The organism is Streptomyces sp. NPDC006332, assembly GCF_040612855.1.
Taxonomy (GTDB): domain Bacteria; phylum Actinomycetota; class Actinomycetes; order Streptomycetales; family Streptomycetaceae; genus Streptomyces.
Genome location: NZ_JBEXRA010000056.1, coordinates 1 through 20,234, shown reverse-complemented (window position 1 = coordinate 20,234; position 20,234 = coordinate 1). Strand labels below are relative to the sequence as shown.

Here is a 20,234-nt window from a genome sequence, read left to right as displayed (position 1 = left end):
AATCCTCCTACTTCAAGAGATCGTAGTTGATTTCCCAGCCGTTCTTGGTGAGGAGCTCTTGGAGCGCCTTATTCTTGGGAAGACTGGCCACCATCTCTGCGATGTGCTGGTCGTATTTAGCTCCGTAGAGGCGTCGGATGTCATCAATGTCCATCTTCATCGCTTCGTCGAAGCGACCGGCATTGATTAGTTCGCGCTGGCGTTGCTGCCATTCCCTGGCTTCCTGACCATACCCGGTACTGGTCACGTTCCGATGGTCGGGTTTTTCCATGCGGATGGCGGGCCCCATGTGCGGGGTGAGCTGTGGGTCAGTGAGGTGCTTGTACGCCGACTTCGCCGGCATATGGTTGATCTCGTTGCCTTCGCGGGCCGGGGTCATTCCTCCGTACCAGCCGCCCTTGTCGGTGCAGCCGTCGGGCGCCAGCCCCAGCGGGTCCGAGATGACGGTGGGGTTGTCGACGTAGGCAACGGGGTTGGGGGCCGGGATCAGGCCCAGCGGATCCGGGCTGACGTACCGCGCGGTCTCGGGGTCGTAATGGCGCAGGTAGTTGTAGTGGAGTCCGGTTTCCGGGTCGGCGTACTGGCCGGGGTAGCGCAGGGGAGTGTGGGCGGCGGCGTCCGGGCTGATGGCTGTGGTGCCCCAGGTGGTGGTGCGGCTGCGCCAGGCGATGGTGCCGCTCTCGTCGACCAGTTCGCTCGGGGTGCCGACGAGGTCAGTGACGATCGCGAAGAAGCGGGAGTCGACCTCGTCGTCTGACAGCGGCTTGCGCTCGTACTGGAGCAGGGGCCGAAACCCCTCGTGGTCCCAGGTGAGGGTGATGCCGGTGGCGACGGATATCTGCTCAGTCAGCCGGGTGCCGTCCCAGGTGAAGCGGGTCTCGTCGACGACAGAACCGGCTGAGTCCAAGCGGTACTTCGCGGTGCGGCGGCCCAGTGGGTCGTAGTGGTAGTGCCAGGCGGCGCCGTCGGGGGTGGTGCAGGAGGTGAGGCGGTTCTCGGCGTCCCAGGTGTACTGCCAGACATCGGGCTTGCGGGAAAGGCGCTTCTTGATCCGTTCAACGAGACGTCCGGCGTCGTCGTAACGGTAGTGGGTGTCTCCGGCGCGCGTGACGCAGGTGCCGGTGTAGTCGCGCCCACCGCGGGCGGCCGGGTCGGCGGCCCGATCCGGCCAGGCGGCAGTGAGCTGGTTGCCTGAGGCGTCGTAGGCGTAGGTCTCCGGGCCTGCGGGTTTCGCGGCTTGGAGAGGGCGGCCCACGGCGTCGAGGGCGTAGGTGGTGCCGCGCCCAGTGGCCTCATCGTGGACGGCGGTGAGGTAGCCGTCGGCCCGGTAGGTGTAACTGCGGGCGCGGACCCGACGGTCGCCTTGGGTGGTGAGGTTCTGCCGCGTGAGGCGGCCCACCTCGTCCCAGGCCGAGGTGAGGTGCAGGTGTTCGTCCACGCTGCGTGCGGTCTCGCGACCGAGAAGGTCGTGATCGAAACTCAGGGTGTGCCTGCCCGCGACCGTGAGGGCGGTGCGGTTGCCGGCCTCGTCCCACTTGAGAGAAGAGTGCGCGCCAGTAGGCGTGGTGCGAGAGACGCGCCGGCCTGCAGGATCGTAGCTGAGGGCGAGCGTGGCCCCGTCCACTGTTTCGGTCAGCAGCCGCCCGGCTGGATCGTAGGAGAACTCCAGGATGCACTGGGGGCTTACGGCTGCCAGCAGACGAGATGCGGCGTCATAGGAGAACGCGGTCCGGGCGCTTCCCGTGGTTTTTGCCACGATGCGGCCCTGCTGGTCGTACTCGTAGACAATGCTCTGCCCGGCGGCGTTGGTGCGGGTGGTGAGCTGCCCCGCCGCATCGTAGACGTGGGTGGTGGCTCGGTTGTCGAAGTCGGTCTCGGTGAGTACGCGACCGACAGGGTCGAATGCGTAGGACCACGTCAGTCCTGCCGGGTTGGTGATGTGCGCGAGGCGCCGCTCTGTGTCGTGGACGAAGGTTTGCGTGAGCCCGTCCGGGCTGGTGCGGGTGGCAATCAGATCGAAGGGGCCGTACGTGCTGGTGGTGACGGCTCCAAGTGGATCGGTGTGGCTGACGCAGTTGCCCTCACCGTCCCACGCCCATGTCTCACGGCCCCCGTCAGGGGCGATACGGGCCGCCAGCCTTCCTTCGGCGTCCCAGTCGAACCGCGTGCTCTGACCGAGTGGGTCGGTTACCTCGACAGGTCGTCCGAGGGCGTCCCGGCGGCAGACTGTGCGTGCACCTCGGGCGTCGTCCATGGCCACGGTGAGTCCGGCCGCGTCGGTCTCCAGTCGCAAGGCTGAGCCAACTGGATCGATGACGCTTCTCGGAGCACCGGTGGGCTGGTGGGTGGCGCGGTGGGTGGCGCCGTCAGGAGTCGTAACGGCGGTGCGGTTGCCCCGCTCGTCATACTCCTGTCGGGTCTCGGCACCGTCCGGCGCGGTCAGCAGGACCGGCAGGTAGCGGTCGTTGTAGACGATGCGCGTGACCGTGCCGTCGGGCGCGATGCGCGAGGTTACGTTGCCGACCTGGTCCCATTCCCATCGAGTGGTGCGGCCCAGCGCGTCAGTACGGGCGAGTAGGTGGCCGTGCCGATCCCACTGCTGGGTGGTGGTGTGTCCGAGGGGGTCGGTGATCGCGATGATCTGGCCGCGCCGGTTGGACTGGTAGATCGTGGCGTGACCGAGCGAGTCGGTGTATGTGACGCGGTTGGTGCCGTCCTCCTGCATCTGGCCGTAGTTGATCCGAGAGTTGAGGATGCCGTCGGTGCCGTGGGTCTCGACCACACGACCGATGACGTCGTAGGTGTAGGCGAACTCTGTGTCGTTGGAGTCCCGCCAGCTGGTGATGCGGTGGTCGTCGTCGTAGCTGAAGCGCAAGGCGGCGTTGACCGCGTTGCGTACCTCGATCAAGTTGCCGGCGCCGTCGTAGCCGAAGGACCGCAGCCGGAGAGGATCGTCGTCGGTGAGTGCGAAAAGGGCGGTGATCCGAGCCTGTTCGGAGTCGGTGTCGATCCGGATCCGGTAGCCGCCACTGTGCGTGACGTACAGCGGCACGTCATGCTCATCGCGTTCCACCGTGACGGCGTTCCCGTTGCGGTCCTCAATGCTGACCAGCCACCACACGTCATCCCGGGATGCTGCCGGTTCGAACTGACGTATCAGCCCGGTACGGGGATCTTGAACGGCCAGAACGTAACTGCTGCCTCGCGTGACGTAGGTCAGAGGCAGGCGCACGCCCTCGGCCGGACCGACCCGGTCGCCAGGCAGATCCGGCAGGCGCGGGTAGGCCAGGGCGGATCCGTCCTCGCGGTACCACCAAATACCGCCCAGGCCCTCGTCCCTCTCCAGGCGTTCGTCCAGAGTGGCTGCCCACGACGGACCGAAGGAGCGCCCCGCGACGTAGTCGGAAAGGTGAGTGCGGCGCAACACCAGCGGCAGTACACCGGGCAGGTGCACATCGGTTTCGGCCAAGGCCATCTGACCGGTAGCCATGTCGATCGGGTCGCCGCACCACTCCTTGGAATTCAGCTCGCGGCTCTGCAAGGCCAGTTTCGACGAGTCGATCTTCATTTCGGCATCAGCCTTGCGGCCGGACACGGGCAATCCACTGCCATGACCGTCCGAACCCCCATCCCCGTCACCCTTGTTGACGTGGATACTGTCGGCCTTGTCACGGACGCCGATGTCGTTGTGCTTGTGCAGCCGCGAGGTGGCCTTGGCGCGGTCCGGGACGGTCTCCGTGACATGCTTGACGATCTTGCCGAGCGCCTTGTCCGTGCCCTTGAGCGCACCGTGCAGCACACTGTCGAAGGCCTGCGTGAACGGGTCGCGGCCCTTGCTCCGACCGAAGGCGCCCCTGGCCCGCCCCAGCGGCGAACTCGCCGCCGCGTGCAGGTCGTTGCCGTGCCGCGAGACCTTCCCCGCCCCGTCCTCGAACTCGACGTGGTCGATCCTGGTGACCTTCGCCGGGCCGACGCCCCCACCACCGTCTCCGCCGCCGGCCGAGGCGAGCTGCATCCCGCCCTTGCCGTGCCCGCCCTGACCGCCGCCACCGTCGGCCGGCATGGAGAACGCGCCCTCAGCGAGGTCGAGCACCATGTCCTCGACCATCGCCTCCATCTTGGCGTTGACCGGCTCGGTGAGCTTGGCGACGACCTCGTCGACGATCCGGTCCACCGCCTCGTCGATGATCCGCTTGACCACCTGCCGCATCGCCGTGACCTCGGCCGCACCGATCAGCGCCGACAGACCCCCGGTCACGACAGCGAGCCCCGCCGAGATACCCACCGAGGCCGCCATCGCCCCCAGTTCGATCTCGGCCTTGGTCTTCATCCCGAAGACGATGTCCGCCAGAACATCACAGGCGTCCGCGAACAGCCGTGCAAGCTCCGGGAGTTTCTCCAGGTGACCGACCTTCACCTGATTCCAGTGCTTCTCGAACGCGTCCACGGCCCAGCCCTCGGAGGAGGACAGGATCCGAGTCACCGCCTTGTGCGCGTCGCCACCGTGACCCTCGAACTGCTCCGCGAACTCCCGCATGGCGTCGGCCATTTCGCGGTAGTCGTCCTCGTCGACGTTCGGGAAGTTGATCCCGATGAAGTCCAGGACATCGTCCAGCCAGCCCGGAATCGTGTAACCCATCCCCCGTGAACCGCCTTCCCCGCGCCGAACAGATGCACGCAAACAACACGTGAGGGTGAACTCTAACGATCTCCCTTGACGGGCGGTCAAGTCCGCCTCGTACGACTGGCAAAGGCGCACGCGTGACTGCCGACGAACCGCAATGGGTCTGGCTGACGCGGAGGTCTACGACGCTCCCGACGGCTATTTCGGAGAGACAGTCGCCGCCGGATACGACGAGTCGTCGGCAGCGATGTTCGCGTCCGGTGCGATGAGCCCGGCGGTCGACGTCCTCGTGGGATTGGCCGACGGAGGGCGGGCCAGACGATGAGCTCGAACTACGTCGAGGTCGTGCTCGGCCGTGGCTCCTACCGGTCCATCCCGTTCCGCTATGTGTGGCCCGCGGAGCTCGGCCTCGTGGCCTAGCTGGCCGGGCTCCGGCTGCGCGAGCGCTGGGATGGCTGAACCGAGGAACCGTTCACGACCGAGAGTGAACAGCACGTCTCGGTCTGGGAGAGGCTTTGAGCCTCACGGTAGGGGGTCGGGCGTCACCTGCCAGATGGAGACGAGTTCAGAGCGCGGCGTGATCATGTAGACGAAGAAACCGCCGAGAACGAAAGCGTGTTTCGCCCCTTCATCCATCCCCTGGTACCCCGGGCCGTGGAGGTAGAGGGCTTCAGCGGCTCGGACCAGTTCGTCGGCCTTCTTCCCCACCTCATCGAGAAACGCGCGCGGAGCTCCGGCCGCCACTGTCTCCTCGTCCGGGACGTACTCCCAGCCCCAGGTCACTCGGTGTGCACCGCCTTGGCGGCGTCACGGTAGATGCCGGCGGCGGTGGCCAGATGTTCACGCGCCTCCTTCGGCGTGGACGAGATCTGCGCGAGGTACTCGGCGCGGTGGTACGCCCTGGCCGTTTCCGGGTGACGCTCTATCTCGATCAGAGCGGCCCAGTGCGCGAGGTAGGCATGGACGGGCTTGAGGGAGCCGTGTTCGACGGCCTCGGCCAGGGCCTGGTCCTTGGCCTGGTCGTAGGCGGCCAGGAACTGCGGGGCTACGACGGCACAGGCAGCGCGCAGGGCAGCGGGGGTGCACTCAGGGCGGGGAATCAGTGGCTGGTCACCGATTGATTCGTTGTGCTGCAGACCCATGCTGCCCTTCCCTTCCCTTCATGCCCTCTGCGGACAGACCGGCCGCGCGCCGGGTGCCGGATGGTTCGGGACACGTGCCCGACTTTAGTCCCACCGGGCCTCGACACGTCGCGGCAATGGTCAGGAAGCGTCACCCGGCCCACCGCCTCCCCGTGTCCCACCGATGCCCCGTGACGGTGGGCCCCGCCGTGCCGTCCGAGCGCGAGTGGCCCCCGAGAATCCGGACGGCGCGAGAGCACTGCGGGCGCGGGTCTTGGCGTCGTGCTTCGGCCGGGTGCTCACGCAGCCGGCGGTGTGCGTTGACCTGCGCGGCCAGAACGTCGACGACGTCCTCGACGGACCGAGCGGAGCTCGATGTTCAGGCGGCGTGCGGGGCGAAGGTGACTCGGGAGTCAACGTCGTCGATGGCCAGGTTCAGGGTGCCGTCCAGGGCCTCCGCCAGGCATCGCAGCAGCGGAAGAGTGGGCACGGTGTCTCCGCCCTCCGTCCGGGACACCTGAGGCTGCGTCATCCCGGCCTGTTCGGCCAGTTCGGCCTGGGACAGCCCCAGCTCCATCCCGGTCGTGGACCGCCTGCCCGAGATCGCCGGACAGCCACGCGTCGACGTACTGCTGGTCGTACGCGACCGCCTCACCCGCAAGCTGCCGGGCCCGGTGCGTCCTCCCCGTGTAGCGAGCTCACGCGCCGGGGTGCGGAACAGGTCCAGGTCGCTGTAGTGGACCTGCACGTCCGCTGCGTCGTTTTCGAATCCGCGCCTGCGCAGATGCCCCCGTAGAACGCCGGATGGCACGCGAGGAGTAGGCCTTGTCGGCCAGGACGACGTCTGGAGTGGTCCGAGGCCGGCCACGCTGCCGGGCACCCGCAGGCGGGCCATGACCTGCTCGAAGAACGGGTGCGTCACCGGCCTGTCTCCGCGGTCAAGGCGACCGCAAGGAGTCGGAAGCGGCCGTCGGCCACCAGGGGATCTTCGTGGTCAGTCCGCCGCAAGACCGAAGCCTCTATATAACGATTCCGCATACAGACCGTGCACTCGGTCTGTACGTATGGTCGGTTCTCGGCCACCATGTCGACCAGGGCGCCTGACGGTGACCGGATCGCAACGAGGAGGCTGTGATGGCTGTGGTGAGATCAGGGGTCGGGGCGGACGTTTCGAAGATGACGAGCCCTCCGGTACGCCCGGCCGGCACATGGCTGCTGGCGACCATGGCCTTGGCTCAGCTAGGACTGTTCCTCGCCCTGGCGGCTCCGGTGTTCGTCGGCTTGGCGATCAAGGTGCAGGACGTGGCGCCGGGGCATGAGGTGGCGGCGCTGGGGCTGGTGTCCACCGTGGGCGCGGTGGCCGCGTTCGTCGCCAATCCGGTCTTCGGACGGATCAGCGACCGCACGACCGGCCGGTTCGGGCGGCGTCGGCCGTGGCTGGTGGCGGGCGCCCTCGGCCTGGCGGTGTGCCTCCTGGTCATCGCGACGACGCAGAGTCTGGCGGTGCTCGCGGTGGCGTGGTTCGTCGGACAGGCGTCGGCGAATGCGGCGCTGGCCGCCCACGTGGCGACGGTGGCGGATCAGGTGCCCACTTTCCAGCGCGGGAAGGTCGCCGGGCTGCTGGGAGTGGTGCAGAACTGCGCGATTCTGGGTGCCGCCTACGCCGGCAAGTACTTCAGCGGAGACCTGCTGGTGCTGTTCCTGGTCCCCGGTCTGGTGGCGGTGGGACTGATGCTGCTGTTCGCGGTGGTCCTGCCGGACCGTCCGCTGCTGCAGCGCCCGCCGAGCGGGGGCGGGCTCAGAACGCTGCTGCAGACGTTCTGGGTGAATCCCCGCCGGTACCCGGACTTCGCCCTGGTCTGGGCGTCGCGGTTCCTCCTGGTCACGGCGTCGTACCTGTTCACCACGTTCCGGCTGCTCTACCTGCAGCACCAGTTCTCGTTGTCGGTGGGCCGGGCGACGGCGGTGATGGCCACCGGCGTTCTGGTCTACACGATCACTCTGGTCGTCGCCGCGCAGAGCACCGGGCTGCTCTCCGACCGGGTGCAGCGCCGCAAGGTGTTCGTGTTCACGGCGGCGCTGATCTTCGGGCTCGGCCTGATCCTGCTGAGCCAGGCCGACACCGTCGGGATGTTCTATGTGGCCGAAATCGTTCTCGGACTTGGGTACGGCATCTACATGGGCGTGGACCTGGCGCTGGTGATCGATGTACTGCCCGACCCCGACAACGCGGCGAAGGACCTCGGGGTGTTCAACATCGCCAACGCCGCCCCGCAGTCGATCGCACCGGCCCTGGGCGCGGTGCTGGTCGGAGTGGGCGGCAGTCACAGCTACGGGCTGTTGCTGGGGACCGCGGCCGTGGTGTGTGTGGCGGGTGCGCTGGCCATCGTCCCGGTGAAGAAGGTCCGTTGAGCCCCCGACCCGGTCGAACCGAGAAGGACATCATGACCGTTGACGAACTCGACCACCCGGCGGGCCGGATCGAGAAGGCGATCGAAGTGCTCGGCCTCGAGCAGAAGGTGCGCCTGCTGACCGGAGCGGCGATGTTCGCGCTGCACTCCGAGCCCGCGATCGACCTGGGCGAGGTGCGGCTGTCGGACGGCCCCACCGGCGTGCGGGGCCCGGAGTTCACCGGCGGCCGCAGGTCCTGCCTGCTGCCCAACGCCACCGTACTGGCCCAGCACTGGGACGCGGACGTGGCCGAGCAGGTAGGGGAACTGTTGGCGGAAGAGGCGGCCGCCCATGACACGCACATTGTGCTCGGCCCGACGATCAATCTGCATCGCACTCCGCTGGGCGGGCGGCTCTTCGAGACCTTCAGCGAAGACCCACTGCTGACCGGGGCGCTGGCCAGTGGTGTCGTCCGCGGGCTCCAGCGGCACGGTGTCGCCGCCACGCCGAAGCACTTCCTGGCCAACGAGTCCGAAACCGACCGGACCACGGTCGACTCGGTCATCGACGAGCGGACGCTGCGTGAGGTCTATCTGCTGCCGTTCGAGATGGTGGTGACCGACGCCCGCGCATGGTCGATCATGGCCGCCTACAACGGGGTCAACGGGACCGCCTCCACCGAGCACGCCGAACTCGTCGACGGCGTCCTCAAGAGCGAGTGGGGCTTCGACGGCGTGGTGATGTCCGACTGGTACGCCACCCGGTCGACCGCGGCCAGCGCCAACGGGGGCCTGGATCTGGTGATGCCCGGCCCCGGTGGCCCCTGGGAACACCACCTGGTGGCCGCCGTACGCGCCGGCGAGGTCCAGGAGAGCTCCGTCGACGAGCACCTCCGGCGACTTCTGCGACTCGCGGCCAGGGTGGGCCGACTCCCGGCCCCCTGCGCCGACTCGTCCCGCGTGTTGCCGGCACCCGACAGCCCCGTCCGCCGTGAACAGCTGCGGCGGCTCGCCGCGGGCGGCATGGCGGTGCTGACCAACCGCGACGCCGCGCTGCCTCTCTCACCCGACGTCTCCAGCGTGGTCGTGATCGGGCGCCATGCCATCGAGACCATCGCCCAGGGCGGCGGCTCGGCAAAGCTGCGCCCGCCCCACGTGGTGCCCGTCGCCGACGGACTGACCGCCGCGCTCGGCCCGGGACGGGTGTCCGTGATCGACGGAGTGGAGGTCCGGCACCGCCCGGTGCCGGTGCCCGATCTGCTGCGCGACCCGCAGACCGGACGGCCCGGCATGCGGGTCACCGCCCGCGACGCCTTCGGTGAGGTGGTGGACTCCCGGCACGTCGAAGTGACCGAACTCGTCACCGGTCGCGGCAGTTGGCTCGACAGCGCGGACACCATCGAACTGACGGCCCGCATCGGCATGTACGCGCCGGCCCGCATGCAGGTCGGCGTGACCGGTCTGGGCGAATGGACCGTAGGAGTCGGCGCCGAGCGGTACACCGTCTCCCAGGACGGTGCCGCCGCGTTCTCGGCAGGCGTCCTCAATCCACCGTCCTGGACCACGAACCTCGACCTCGAACCCGGTGCACTCCTCACGGCCACCCGCCCCCGGCTGACGGAACACAGCCGATGCGGCCTGATCGCCCGCCCGGCCTCGCCCTCGCCGGCCGCGGCGATCGGCGCGGCGGCGCGCGCCGCGGCGGGCGCCGATGTGGCCGTCGTGGTCGTCGGTCTGACCGACGAACAGGAAACCGAAGGACTCGACAAGACGACACTCGCGCTACCCGGCGAGCAGGACGCCATGGTCGTTTCGGTCGCCGCGGCGGCGAAGCGCACCGTGGTCGTGGTCAACGCGGCGACCCCGGTACTCATGCCCTGGCTCGACCGGGTCGACGCGGTGCTGTGGGCCGGACTGCCGGGTCAGGAAGCCGGTGACGCGGTCGCTGCCGCGCTGCTCGGCGAGATCGAGCCGGCCGGCCGGCTGGTCACCACCTTCCCGGCCCGGGACGGCGACGGACCAGTCTGGGACACCACCCCCACCCACGGCGCACTCGCCTACGCCGAAGGCCCCGCTTTCGGCTACCGCGGGTGGGCCGCGGATCAGGGTCCCCGGCCGCTGTTCTGGTTCGGCCACGGGCTCGGCTACGGCGCCTGGCGTTACGAACACGCCGACCTGGACGTCGAGGGCGGCACCGTGCGGAGTGTGCGGGCGCAGGTCACCAACATCGGTGCCCATCCCTCCCGGGAGGTGGTGCAGGTGTACCTGCGACCCGCCGACCCGGCCGAGCCGGTCCGGCTCATCGGCTGGGCGGGGGCGAGGGTCCTCCCGGGTGAGACGGCCACCATCGAGGTCCCCTGCGACGCCCGCACCCAGCGGAGTTGGGACACTGGCGCGCAGGCCTGGCGGCCCCTGGAGGGCAGCGACGTACTGATCGCGCGAGGTCTCGGCGACATCCGGATTACCCTGGCCCTGCACGAATCCCGCTGACCACATCCGGGTCGCCTGGCATGAGGAGCACCGCACATGTCCTTCCCACCCCGCTACCGCACCCCTCGTGCGAGGTCCAGGGTGGAGGCGGCAGGTGCCGAGTCCCGTGCCAAGGCGGTCCGGGCCGCCGTCGAGCTCTTCTCCACCGCGGGCTACCGCGGAACCAGCCTGGCCCTGGTCGCCGAGAAGTCCGAGCTGTCCCAGTCAGGGCTGCTGCACCACTTCCCCAACAAAGCCGCCCTCCTCGCGGCGGTGCTGGAACACCGTGAAACCGAGGACAGCCAGTTCCTGTCGGGTCCTGACGACCGCGCGCCGCTCGGCTGGGCGGCCTTCGACGCCCTCACCGGCCTGGTGGCGCGCAACTCCAACCGGCCCGAACTCGTCGGGCTGTTCGTGCGGCTCTCCGCCGAGGCCACCGAGCCCGGCCATCCCGCCCATGCCTGGCTACGCGACCACTACACCAGCACCCGGAGTTGGCTGACCGACGCCATCCGGGACGGCCAGCACCGAGGCGAGATTCACCCCGACGCACCCGTCACCTCCCTCGTCCACCTGACCGTCGCCGTCCTCGACGGACTCCAGCAGCAATGGCTGCTCGACCCCGGCGACTTCGACATGGTCGGCGAGTTCACCACCTTCGTCTCCGGCCTGCACACGCAATGGGACACCACCCCCACGACAAGCGACACCGCATAGGGGCCCTACGAGAATCCGGACGGCGCGCGTGCACTACGGGCGCGGCTCCTGGCGTCGGGGCGCGAGAGCGCGGGCGCGGGTCCTGCCGTCACGCCCCCGCCGGATGCTCTCCCAACCACCGCCGGGCCCCCACCTCGCTCGGGTACTCCCGCACCGTGAACGCGGCGACGGCCCAGCCGACGCACCAGGCGGCGCAGGCCGGTACGACGGGGGCCGCGAGCACGAAGAGGAACCTGGCGGCGAGGGTCAGGCCCACCGAGCGGCGGGTCTCGTCGCGTTTGTCGCGGCGGGCCTGGTCGGGCGTCGGCGGATCCTGGAGTTTCTCGCGGTGGTCCCGGCGCTGCACCTGCCATCCCCACACCACCGCCCCGCAGGAGGCCACCGCCTGCGCCCAGTCCCACACGGTGCGCACGGTCGGCGGCAGGTCGCCCCGGAAGCTGCCGTAGAGGACGAGGGCGACGTAGCAGAAGAAGGCCAGTACGGCGAACCAGAGGACCGCACCGAAGCCGCGGCGCAGCCAATAGCGGGGGCCACGTCGGTACCAGGTGGTGCCGAGGCCCGGCAGGGCTGGGATCCGGGGCGGGGTGTGGGGGGCGGGGGCGGGAACGTCAGAAGATGCTCTTGATGCCATGCCAGACGTCATCCTTCAGTCGTACGAAGTCGTCCCCGGTCTCCGAGAGGACGTGGCCCGAGCCGGTCAGCACGCCGCCGACCACGCCGTGGTCGTGGATGTCCTCGCTCCAGTGCTCGTGGAACGAGTGGTCGATGATGCCGGTCGCCCCGATCACCACCGCGCCCCCGACCCCGGCCACCACGGCCACGGGTACGTCGAAGGGCGCGGCGGCCACCAGTCCGGCCGTGATGGCGGTACCGGCCACCAGCCCGGCGACGTTGGCGCCTCCGTCCACGGTGACGGACTTCTGCCAGGACCAGCCCTTGTCGTGGTCGTCGGAGGCTTCCAGCAGCCCGCAGGCACCGGCGGCGGCGACGTCCAGGACCGGGACCTCCTTGAGGAAGTCGGGGAGTTTCTCCAGGCTCTTGCCCGCGCGCAGCGCGTCCGCCGCGTCGGCCAGCTTGACGTTCAGGGCCCGGTCGTACGGCAGCGCGGTGCTGCCGTGGTCGGCGCGGGCCAGGGCCTCCTCCAGGGAGTCGACCTTGGTGGCCGCGTCGGCGTAGGCGCCCTTGGCCGGAAGGTCCTTGGGCAGTCTGCGGCCCGCTTTCTGGTACGCCTTGCGTTCCGCGCGGAGCTCCTTCTTGGCGGCCTGCTCCTGCGCCTTGGCGTCGTCGAGCTTCGCCCGGGCGTCGTTGCCGCCCGCCCGCGCGTCCTCGGCGTCATAGGCGTACAGGCCCCGCAGGTAGTCCGCGACGGTGACCTTGTCGCCCGTCGACACCGGTGCCGTCACCTGCGCGTACAGCCCCCGCAGCTTCTCCGCCGCCACCAGTCGCGCGTGCTGGGCGGTGTGCAGGATCTGCCGACGCACCGTGTCGTACTCGTGCAGCGCGGAGATGGTCTTCTGGTCGTCCGCGCTCGGGGGGTTCGCGGTGACGATCGTCAGGGGCACGCCCTTGTCCGCCATGCCGACCCCGGCGCGGGTGGCCGTGTGTTCCGCGTTCTGCAGGGCCGTCTCGCAGGTGGACAGGGCGTCGACGAGGTCGGAGAGGATGTCGCCCGCGCTGTGCACGAGGCTCGCGAACGCGCCCGCCGCCAGCGCGTCCTCGCTCCAGGTGGCGCGGAAGGACTCGGCGGCCTCGCCCTTCCAGGTCGCGTCGTCCACCAGTGCGTCGACGGCCCGGCCGAGCGGCCGCACCACCCCGTCCAGTTTTTCCTTGGCGTTCCGGTACGTCTCGGCCATCGTGCGCAGCCCGCCGATGTCACCGCCGACCCAGCTGTCCGCCATCAGCCGTCACCCACCATCAGGTCCTCGAACAGCCCGTGTACGTCGATGTCGTGCCGCTGGAAGGAGTCGCGGGCGTGGGCCACCTTGTCGCCGTGTTCGTCCAGCCGGTCGGCGAAGCCGGTGTGCAGGGCGACGAGGAGGTCCGCGACCTCCTTGATCGCGCTGTCCAGCCCGGCGTCTCCGCCGTCGGCGATGGGCGGGGCCACGTCGGCGTGCAGCTCGCGGTAGTTGACGGCTTCGTCGTGGAAGGTCCTCGACATCGACGTGAGGTCGCTCAGGACCGCCTTGAAGTCGACCGCCATCAGCGCGTCTCCCGTGCGTAGGCGGCCAGGTCGGCCGGTTGCCAGTTGTGGGGGCCCGGGGCGATCCGCGGGTCGAGCAGCACGCCGGCACCGTGCGCGCCCAGCCCCTCGGCCAGCGGGCCGAGGGAGGTGGCGACCCACGGCTGTGCCTCACCGAGCGCCGCCACCAGCCCGGCCAGGGTGGTGAAGGCGAAGGCCACGGTCCTGTCCGGGGGGTGCTCGAAGAGTTCGTACGCGATGAAGGGCACGCGGGCGGGGGTGCCGGAGGGTCCCGTGGTGTCGGCGTAGCGGGGATGGGCGGGCACGAACACGGGCGTGTGGTAGGCGGGGACACCTGGCTTCGGGCCGGGGGGCTGCTCCGTCGGAGTGGGGTCGCCGTGATCGGCGTATTCGGCGTGGTCGACGTAGTCGAGGAGGCGTGATCTGCGGGGCTCCGGCCCCGGTGTCGCCGCCCGGGCAAGGCCTGCGGACGGCTGGCCCGGCACGGACTCGTCGTAGTCGAGAAGGCGCGAACGGATCGGTGTGTCCACCACCGTCTCCTCTTCCCCGTGGTTCCCAGTGGCCGGGTGGCAGGACCACCGTAGCCAGCGGGCAAACGGGCAAACATCGCCATGTCAGGGCGAAGAGGGTGGAGCATGCGCAACCCATACGACCGTTTGGCCACGGGCTGATGCGCGCTTGACCGCCCGATGACCACCGCCGCCGTTCTCAGGCTTCCGGGACCGCCTTCCGCTCCCGGCGGCTCCCGACCTGCGTCCGCACCGCGCCCATGCTCGCCACGATGACCAGGGCGATCGCGGCGGCCTCGGTGAGCGCCAGGGTCTGGCCGAGGATCAGGAAGCCGGCGGTCGCGGCGAGGGCCGGTTCCAGGCTCATGAGGATCGCGAAGGTGGAGGCGGGCAGGCGGCGCAGGGCAAGGAGTTCGAGGGTGTACGGCAGGACGGACGAGAGGACGGCGACCGCCGAGCCCAGCGCGAGCGTCGTCGGGTCGAGGAGCTTCATGCCCGCCCCGGCGACACCGAACGGGAGGAACGCCAGCGCCGCGACCCCCATGGCGAGGGCCAGTCCGTCGGCCTGCGGGAAGCGGCGGCCCGTACGTGCGCTGAAGACGATGTACGCCGCCCACATGGAGCCCGCGCCCAGGGCGAAGGCGATGCCCACCGGGTCGAGGCTGCCGAAGCCTCCGCCGCCGAGGAGGAAGACACCGGCCAGGGCGAGCGCGGCCCACAGCGCGTTGATCGCCCGCCGGGAGGCGAGGACGGAGAGCGTGAGGGGGCCGAGCACCTCCAGGGTGACGGCCGGGCCGAGCGGGATGCGGTCGACCGCCTGGTAGAACAGGCCGTTCATCGCGGCCATGGTGAGCCCGAAGACGACGACCGTGCCCCAGTCCGTACGGGAGTGTCCGCGCAACCGGGGGCGGCAGACCACCAGGAGCACCAGAGCCGCCGCGAGCAGCCGCAGGGTGACCACGCCTGCCGCGCCGGCCCGCGGCATCAGGGTCACCGCGAGGGCGGCACCGAACTGCACCGAGACCCCTCCGGCGAGCACCAGGCCCACCGGACCGAGGGAGCCGCGGCGGCCCGTACCGCCGGCCGGGGCGGCCGCGGGGGCGGCGGAGGCCGGGGACGGAGTGGCGGGGGTGGCGGCGCTGGGGGTGCTCACGGGGCCTTCCAGGGGACTGAGCCGGGGACCGAGCCAGGTGGCCGGGCTGGGCGACCGGGCCAGGGACCGAGCTGGAGTTTGTTCATCTCACTGTACGACGCAGTCCAGGGTAGTGGACTACGTCAGGTGTGTGAACCGTTTATGCAGCTGTCCCAGCATGTGGTCAGGGCCCCTGCCAGGGCGATGCGGTTGCTTTAGGCACGACACTCGCCCCGTCATGTGTACCTACTAGTATGTACGCTCGGTCTCACGTTGCCGATCTCCCTTGGAGGCTCTATGCCGCTCGTTCGCATTGATGCTCTGGGCTGCGACGCCCAGCGATTGAGGGCATTGGGGCGGGCCGTCCAGGAGGCGCTGGGTGAGACGATGGGAATCCCGGACGACGACCGTTTCCAGATTCTGACCGGACACGACGGAGAGCGCGGCGTTGTGCGCCACGGCACCTACCTCGGAGTGCAGCGGGACGACGGCATCGTGTACGTGGCGATCACTTTGCGGGGTGGACGGTCGGCCGCGCAGAAGCAGGCGCTGTACCGACGTATTGCCGAGCTCGCCCAGGAATACGCAGGGACGGAACCCCGCAACGTGTTCGTCGTGCTGACCGAGAACGGCGATGCCGACTGGTCGCTCGGCAATGGGGAGGCCCAGTACCTCAGCTAGGACGGCGATGGAGAGCAAATGAGCCTGGCGTCGTTCGCTCCGAACCCCTCACTCGCCCGGTTTCATGGACTCGCCTCACTCAGTGGACGGACGGCCGGTCCCCTCCATCGGCCTGTCCACCGCCCCCTCCGTCAACCCATCCGCCAGCACCTCCGCCAGATGCCGCCCCCGCACCCCCGCCAGCTGCTCCAGCTGGGTGCGGCAGGAGAAGCCGTCGGCGAGGATCGCCGTGCCGTCCTCGGCTGCTCGCACCGCGGGCAGGAGCTGGTCCTCCGCGCAGGCCTTCGACACCTCGAAGTGGCCTTTCTCGAAGCCGAAGTTACCCGCGAGACCGCAGCAACCGCCGCTCAGTTCGCCGGACAGCAGAGCGGCTTGACGCAACCTCCGGTCGGCCGTGTCGCCCAGGACGGCGTGTTGGTGACAGTGGGTCTGGCCGGCCACCGGGCGGTCGACGCGGGGTGGGGTCCAGTCGGGGGCCAGACGTTCCAGCGCCTCAGCGAAGGTGAGGACCCTCGCGGCCAGGCGTGCCGCGCGCGGATCGTCGTGCAGCAGCTCCGGCAGGTCCGTGCGGAGCGCGGCGGCGCAGCTGGGTTCCAGGACGACGACCGGGGTGTCCGTCTCCAGCACCGGGGCCATCAGATCCAGCGTGCGGCGCAACACCGTACGGGCGCGGTCGAGTTGGCCGGTGGAGACGTAGGTCAGACCACAGCAGACCCGGCTTCGCCGCACGCTCAGCAGGGAGATCGCCGCCCTGGACGTACCGTCCCCCACCGGGCGCACCCGCATCCGCAGGGTCGGCGGCAGCGCCACCCGCAACCCCGCCGCCTCCAGTACGCGTACGGCCGCCCGGCCCACCGACGGCGACAGGTGCTCGGTGAAGGTGTCCGGCCAGAGGACGACCAGATCACCGTCGCCGGAGGGCCGCGCGGACGCCCGCCGGCGCCACCAGCCGCTGAACGTCTGACCCGCCACCCGGGGGATCTCCCGCTCGGGCGCGATCCCGCCGAGCCGCTTCACCAGCCACGCGAGGGGCCGTACGGCGGCCAGGGCGTTGACCACCGGAGCCGTCCGGGTGCGGGCCACCGCGCGCAGCCACACCGGCAGCCACCCCATGCTGTAGTGGGCGGTTGGGCGGCGGCGCCCGGCGTAGTGGTGGTGCAGGAACTCCGCCTTGTAGGTGGCCATGTCGACCTCGACCGGGCAGTCCGAGCGGCAGCCCTTGCAGGACAGGCACAGGTCCAGCGCGTCCCGGACCTCCGGCGAGCGCCAGCCGTCGGTGACCAGTTCCCCCGCGAGCATCTCGTGCAGCAGCCGTGCCCGCCCGCGCGTGGAGTGCGCCTCCTCGCCGGTCGCGCGGAAGGACGGGCACATGACGGCGGAACCCGACACGGACTCCGTACGGCATTTCGCGACCCCCACGCAGCGGCGCACCGCGGCCGAGAAGTCACCGCCGTCGGAGGGGTAGCCGAACGCCACGTCCACCGGTTCGCGCGGGAGGACGGAGAAGCGGAGGTTGGTGTCGAGGGGGGCCGGGCGGACCAGCATGCCGGGGTTGAGCAGGTCGTCGGGGTCCCAGACGCCCTTCGCGCGCTCGAACAGCGCAACTGTCTCCTCGCCGTACATCCGGGGCAGCAGCTCCGCCCGTGCCTGCCCGTCGCCGTGTTCGCCGGACAGTGAACCGCCGTGGGCGACGACCAGCTCGGCCAGGTCCTGGGAGAAGCTCCGGAAGCGGGCCACTCCCGCGTCGGTGAGCAGGTCGAAGTCGATGCGGACGTGGATGCAGCCGTCCCCGAAGTGCCCGTACGGGGTGCCGCGCAGCCCGTGCGTCCGCAGCAGCTCCCGGAAGTCCCGCAGGTAGGCGCCCAGTCGGGCGGGCGGGACCGCGCAGTCCTCCCAGCCGGGCCAGGCTTCGGCGCCGTCCGGTGTCCTGGTGGCCGTGCCGCTCGCGTCCTCCCGGATACGCCACAGCGCCCGCTGACCGGCCGGGTCCGTGACCACCAGGGCGTCGATGACGTCCGCCGCCCGCACGATCCGCTCGGCAGCCGCGCGTGCCTGAGCCTCCGTGTCGCCGCCGGTCTCCACGAACAGCCAGGCCCCGCCGCGCGGCAGGTCGGCCGCCATGGGCACGAGGTCGGCGGCCATGCCTTCCACGGTGAGCGGCCGGTGCGGCAGCAGACCGGACGCCGCCTGTGCCGCCGCGCTCTCGTCGGCGTACCCGAGCACGGCCAGCGCACGCGCGCGGGGCGCCCGGACCAGCCGTACGACCGCCTCCGTGAGGACGCCGAGCGTGCCCTCCGAGCCGCAGAAGGAGCGGGCGACGTCGGCGCGGTTCTCGGGCAGCAGCGCGTCCAGCGCGTACCCGGAGATGCGGCGGGGCAGTTCGGGGAAGCCGGTGCGCAGCCGGGACAGTTCGCCGTCCACCAGGTCCCGCAGGCCCTCGGGCGCCCCCTGCCAGCCCTGCCCGAGCCGCAGCCGCTCGCCTCGCGCGGTGAGCACCGACAGTTCGCGCACGCTGTCCGCGGTCGTCCCCCAGGCGACCGAGTGCGAGCCGCACGAGTTGTTGCCGATCATCCCGCCGAGCGTGCAGCGGCTGTGGGTGGACGGGTCGGGGCCGAAGCGCAGTCCGTGCGGGGCGGCGGCCTCCTGGAGGCGGTCGAGGACCAGACCGGGCTGTACGACCGCGGTGCCGGCCTCCGGGTCGAGGGACAGCAGGCGGTTCATGTGCCGGGTGAAGTCCAGCACCACACCCGTGCCCGTCGCCTGCCCGGCGATCGAAGTGCCGCCGCCGCGCGGCACCACCGGCACGCCCTGTTCCCGGCACACCGCGAGGACGGCCGCCACGTCGTCGGCGTCCCGGGGGGCGACCACCCCGAGCGGCACCCGCCGGTAGTTGGACGCGTCCATGGTGACCAGCGCCCGGGACGTGACGTCGAACCCGACCTCGCCCCGGACCGCCCTCCGCAGCTCTGCCTCGAGATCCCTCATGCGTCCAGGGTGCATCCGACCTACGACGACGAGGCCGCTTGTCCACAGACGGCGAGGTCGCTGGTCCTGACCGTCGGACCGTTCCGCAGGACCGTCGGACTGGATTTTCACCGGTCCACGGGTCGCGTGATTCGTCTCATCGAACGGACACGTTTCCGTCCGGTTTCCTGAGGAGATACGCTCCGGCACGTGGCTGAGATCCAGATTCCTGCTGACATCAAGCCCGCCGACGGACGATTCGGCGCGGGTCCCTCCAAGGTCCGGGTGGAGGCGCTGGACGCGCTGGCCGCCACCGGTACGTCCCTCCTGGGTACCTCTCACCGCCAGGCTCCGGTCAAGAACCTGGTCGGCAAGGTGCGCGAGGGCATCAGCGAGCTGTTCCAGCTCCCCGAGGGCTATGAGGTCGTCCTCGGCAACGGCGGCTCCACCGCCTTCTGGGACGTCGCGACGCACGGCCTGATCGAGAACAAGTCGCAGCACCTGACCTTCGGCGAGTTCAGCTCCAAGTTCGCCAAGGCCTCCAAGCTCGCCCCCTGGCTCGCCGAGCCCACCGTCATCTCCGCCGACCCGGGCACCCACCCCGACCCGCGCGCCGAGGCGGGCGTCGACGTGTACGCGTACACGCACAACGAGACGTCCACCGGTGTCGCCGCGCCCATCAAGCGGGTGCCGGGCGCCGACGCGGGCTCCCTGGTCCTGGTGGACGCCACCTCCGGCGCCGGCGGCCTGCCCGTCGACATCGCCGAGACCGACGTCTACTACTTCGCCCCGCAGAAGTCCTTCGCCTCCGACGGCGGCCTGTGGATCGGCGTGTTCTCCCCGGCCGCGATCGAGCGCGCCGAGCGGATCCACGCCTCCGGCCGCCACGTCCCGGAGTTCTTCTCACTCCCGACGGCGATCGACAACTCCCGCAAGAACCAGACGTACAACACCCCGGCCCTGGCGACCCTGTTCCTGCTGAACGACCAGCTGGAGTGGATCAACGGCCAGGGCGGCCTCGCCTGGTCCACGGCCCGCACGAAGGACTCCTCGACCCGCCTCTACGGCTGGGCGGAGGAGTCCAAGTACGCGACCCCGTTCGTCACCGACCCGGCCAAGCGCTCCCAGGTCATCGGCACGATCGACTTCTCCGACGAGATCGACGCGGCCGCCGTCGCCAAGGTCCTGCGCGCCAACGGCGTGGTCGACACCGAGCCGTACCGCAAGCTCGGCCGCAACCAGCTGCGCGTCGCGATGTTCCCGGCGATCGACCCGGCGGACGTCGAGGCGCTGACGAAGTGCGTCGACTACGTGATCGAGAAGCTGTAACAGCAGCTCGTACGACGACGAGGGGCGCCCGTACCGGTACGGGCGCCCCTCGTCGTCGTACGGTGGGGGGGATCGACGACGCGGCGGCACCGCGTGTC

General features: G+C 70.2%; 16 protein-coding genes and 2 pseudogenes. 7 read left to right on the top strand and 11 right to left on the bottom strand.

Annotated elements, in window-relative coordinates; translation table 11 throughout:
- Window positions 1-7 precede the first annotated feature (7 nt).
- Window positions 8-4,729, bottom strand: coding sequence for a DUF6531 domain-containing protein (locus tag ABZ027_RS35295; RefSeq protein ID WP_356775641.1), 4,722 nt, complete (start codon window positions 4,727-4,729; stop codon window positions 8-10).
- 52 nt (window positions 4,730-4,781) lie between these two features.
- Here ABZ027_RS35295 and ABZ027_RS35290 point away from each other — a divergent pair, with 52 nt between their 5' ends.
- Window positions 4,782-4,949, top strand: a complete 168-nt coding sequence (locus ABZ027_RS35290; RefSeq protein WP_356775639.1) for a hypothetical protein — start codon at window positions 4,782-4,784, stop codon at window positions 4,947-4,949.
- A pseudogene (locus ABZ027_RS35285) lies at window positions 4,934-5,083 on the top strand (SAM-dependent methyltransferase); the annotation flags it as partial. The gene ABZ027_RS35290 and the pseudogene ABZ027_RS35285, both read left to right, overlap by 16 nt.
- Before the next feature lie 63 nt (window positions 5,084-5,146).
- Here ABZ027_RS35285 and ABZ027_RS35280 read toward each other — a convergent pair.
- The 4 genes and pseudogenes from ABZ027_RS35280 to ABZ027_RS35265 form a co-directional block, all read right to left on the bottom strand.
- A complete protein-coding gene (locus tag ABZ027_RS35280; RefSeq protein WP_356775637.1) occupies window positions 5,147-5,407 on the bottom strand; it encodes a hypothetical protein in 261 nt (86 codons plus the stop codon).
- A complete protein-coding gene (locus tag ABZ027_RS35275; RefSeq protein ID WP_356775635.1) occupies window positions 5,404-5,766 on the bottom strand; it encodes a DUF6247 family protein in 363 nt (120 codons plus the stop codon). The genes ABZ027_RS35280 and ABZ027_RS35275 overlap by 4 nt, the downstream gene beginning before the upstream one ends.
- A gap of 358 nt (window positions 5,767-6,124) precedes the next feature.
- Window positions 6,125-6,400, bottom strand: coding sequence for a helix-turn-helix transcriptional regulator (locus ABZ027_RS35270; RefSeq protein ID WP_356775633.1), 276 nt, complete (start codon window positions 6,398-6,400; stop codon window positions 6,125-6,127).
- 154 nt (window positions 6,401-6,554) lie between these two features.
- A pseudogene (locus ABZ027_RS35265) lies at window positions 6,555-6,726 on the bottom strand (IS5/IS1182 family transposase); the annotation flags it as partial.
- Between the two features lie 195 nt (window positions 6,727-6,921).
- Here ABZ027_RS35265 and ABZ027_RS35260 point away from each other — a divergent pair.
- The 3 genes from ABZ027_RS35260 to ABZ027_RS35250 are packed head-to-tail and all read left to right on the top strand — an operon-like array spanning window position 6,922 to window position 11,321.
- Entirely contained in the window at window positions 6,922-8,157 is a 1,236-nt protein-coding gene (locus ABZ027_RS35260) for an MFS transporter (RefSeq protein WP_356775631.1), read from the top strand.
- A gap of 32 nt (window positions 8,158-8,189) precedes the next feature.
- Window positions 8,190-10,625, top strand: a complete 2,436-nt coding sequence (locus ABZ027_RS35255; RefSeq protein ID WP_356775630.1) for a glycoside hydrolase family 3 C-terminal domain-containing protein — start codon at window positions 8,190-8,192, stop codon at window positions 10,623-10,625.
- Between the two features lie 36 nt (window positions 10,626-10,661).
- A complete protein-coding gene (locus tag ABZ027_RS35250) occupies window positions 10,662-11,321 on the top strand; it encodes a TetR/AcrR family transcriptional regulator (RefSeq protein WP_356775629.1) in 660 nt (219 codons plus the stop codon).
- 88 nt (window positions 11,322-11,409) lie between these two features.
- Here the strand turns inward: ABZ027_RS35250 and ABZ027_RS35245 are convergent, their stop codons facing one another.
- The 5 genes from ABZ027_RS35245 to ABZ027_RS35225 all read right to left on the bottom strand — a co-directional run bounded on the left by ABZ027_RS35245 (window position 11,410) and on the right by ABZ027_RS35225 (window position 15,183).
- Window positions 11,410-11,952: a hypothetical protein gene (locus tag ABZ027_RS35245; protein WP_356775627.1), complete on the bottom strand. Its 543-nt coding sequence runs from the start codon at window positions 11,950-11,952 to the stop codon at window positions 11,410-11,412.
- Window positions 11,930-13,219, bottom strand: coding sequence for a hypothetical protein (locus ABZ027_RS35240; protein WP_356775625.1), 1,290 nt, complete (start codon window positions 13,217-13,219; stop codon window positions 11,930-11,932). Before ABZ027_RS35240 ends, ABZ027_RS35245 begins: the two co-directional genes overlap by 23 nt.
- Window positions 13,219-13,521: a DUF6317 family protein gene (locus ABZ027_RS35235; protein ID WP_356775623.1), complete on the bottom strand. Its 303-nt coding sequence runs from the start codon at window positions 13,519-13,521 to the stop codon at window positions 13,219-13,221. Before ABZ027_RS35235 ends, ABZ027_RS35240 begins: the two co-directional genes overlap by 1 nt.
- Window positions 13,521-14,051, bottom strand: a complete 531-nt coding sequence (locus ABZ027_RS35230) for an SAV_915 family protein (protein WP_356775621.1) — start codon at window positions 14,049-14,051, stop codon at window positions 13,521-13,523. Before ABZ027_RS35230 ends, ABZ027_RS35235 begins: the two co-directional genes overlap by 1 nt.
- A gap of 178 nt (window positions 14,052-14,229) precedes the next feature.
- Window positions 14,230-15,183, bottom strand: coding sequence for an EamA family transporter (locus tag ABZ027_RS35225; protein WP_356775619.1), 954 nt, complete (start codon window positions 15,181-15,183; stop codon window positions 14,230-14,232).
- A 276-nt stretch (window positions 15,184-15,459) separates the two neighbouring features.
- On the opposite strand from ABZ027_RS35225, the gene ABZ027_RS35220 reads away from it, so the two are divergent.
- Complete coding sequence (locus tag ABZ027_RS35220) at window positions 15,460-15,843, top strand: tautomerase family protein (protein WP_356775617.1); 384 nt, start codon at window positions 15,460-15,462, stop codon at window positions 15,841-15,843.
- A gap of 75 nt (window positions 15,844-15,918) precedes the next feature.
- Here the strand turns inward: ABZ027_RS35220 and ABZ027_RS35215 are convergent, their stop codons facing one another.
- Window positions 15,919-18,828: an FAD-binding and (Fe-S)-binding domain-containing protein gene (locus ABZ027_RS35215; protein ID WP_356775615.1), complete on the bottom strand. Its 2,910-nt coding sequence runs from the start codon at window positions 18,826-18,828 to the stop codon at window positions 15,919-15,921.
- 189 nt (window positions 18,829-19,017) lie between these two features.
- Between ABZ027_RS35215 and serC the strand changes: the two genes are divergently transcribed.
- The gene (gene serC / locus ABZ027_RS35210; protein ID WP_356775613.1) at window positions 19,018-20,136 is read left to right on the top strand and encodes a phosphoserine transaminase; all 1,119 of its coding nucleotides are present in this window, start codon (window positions 19,018-19,020) and stop codon (window positions 20,134-20,136) included.
- Window positions 20,137-20,234: the final 98 nt, after the last annotated feature.

Bases quoted from the DNA above. Each gene is read 5' to 3' on its own strand.
- ABZ027_RS35290 (WP_356775639.1), top strand. From the start codon at position 4,782: ATGGGTCTGGCTGACGCGGAGGTCTACGACGCTCCCGACGGCTATTTC.
- ABZ027_RS35275 (WP_356775635.1), bottom strand. From the start codon at position 5,766: ATGGGTCTGCAGCACAACGAATCAATCGGTGACCAGCCACTGATTCCC.
- ABZ027_RS35260 (WP_356775631.1), top strand. From the start codon at position 6,922: ATGACGAGCCCTCCGGTACGCCCGGCCGGCACATGGCTGCTGGCGACC.
- ABZ027_RS35255 (WP_356775630.1), top strand. From the start codon at position 8,190: ATGACCGTTGACGAACTCGACCACCCGGCGGGCCGGATCGAGAAGGCG.
- ABZ027_RS35250 (WP_356775629.1), top strand. From the start codon at position 10,662: ATGTCCTTCCCACCCCGCTACCGCACCCCTCGTGCGAGGTCCAGGGTG.
- ABZ027_RS35245 (WP_356775627.1), bottom strand. From the start codon at position 11,952: ATGGCATCAAGAGCATCTTCTGACGTTCCCGCCCCCGCCCCCCACACC.
- ABZ027_RS35240 (WP_356775625.1), bottom strand. From the start codon at position 13,219: ATGGCGGACAGCTGGGTCGGCGGTGACATCGGCGGGCTGCGCACGATG.
- ABZ027_RS35235 (WP_356775623.1), bottom strand. From the start codon at position 13,521: ATGGCGGTCGACTTCAAGGCGGTCCTGAGCGACCTCACGTCGATGTCG.
- ABZ027_RS35220 (WP_356775617.1), top strand. From the start codon at position 15,460: ATGCCGCTCGTTCGCATTGATGCTCTGGGCTGCGACGCCCAGCGATTG.
- ABZ027_RS35215 (WP_356775615.1), bottom strand. From the start codon at position 18,828: ATGAGGGATCTCGAGGCAGAGCTGCGGAGGGCGGTCCGGGGCGAGGTC.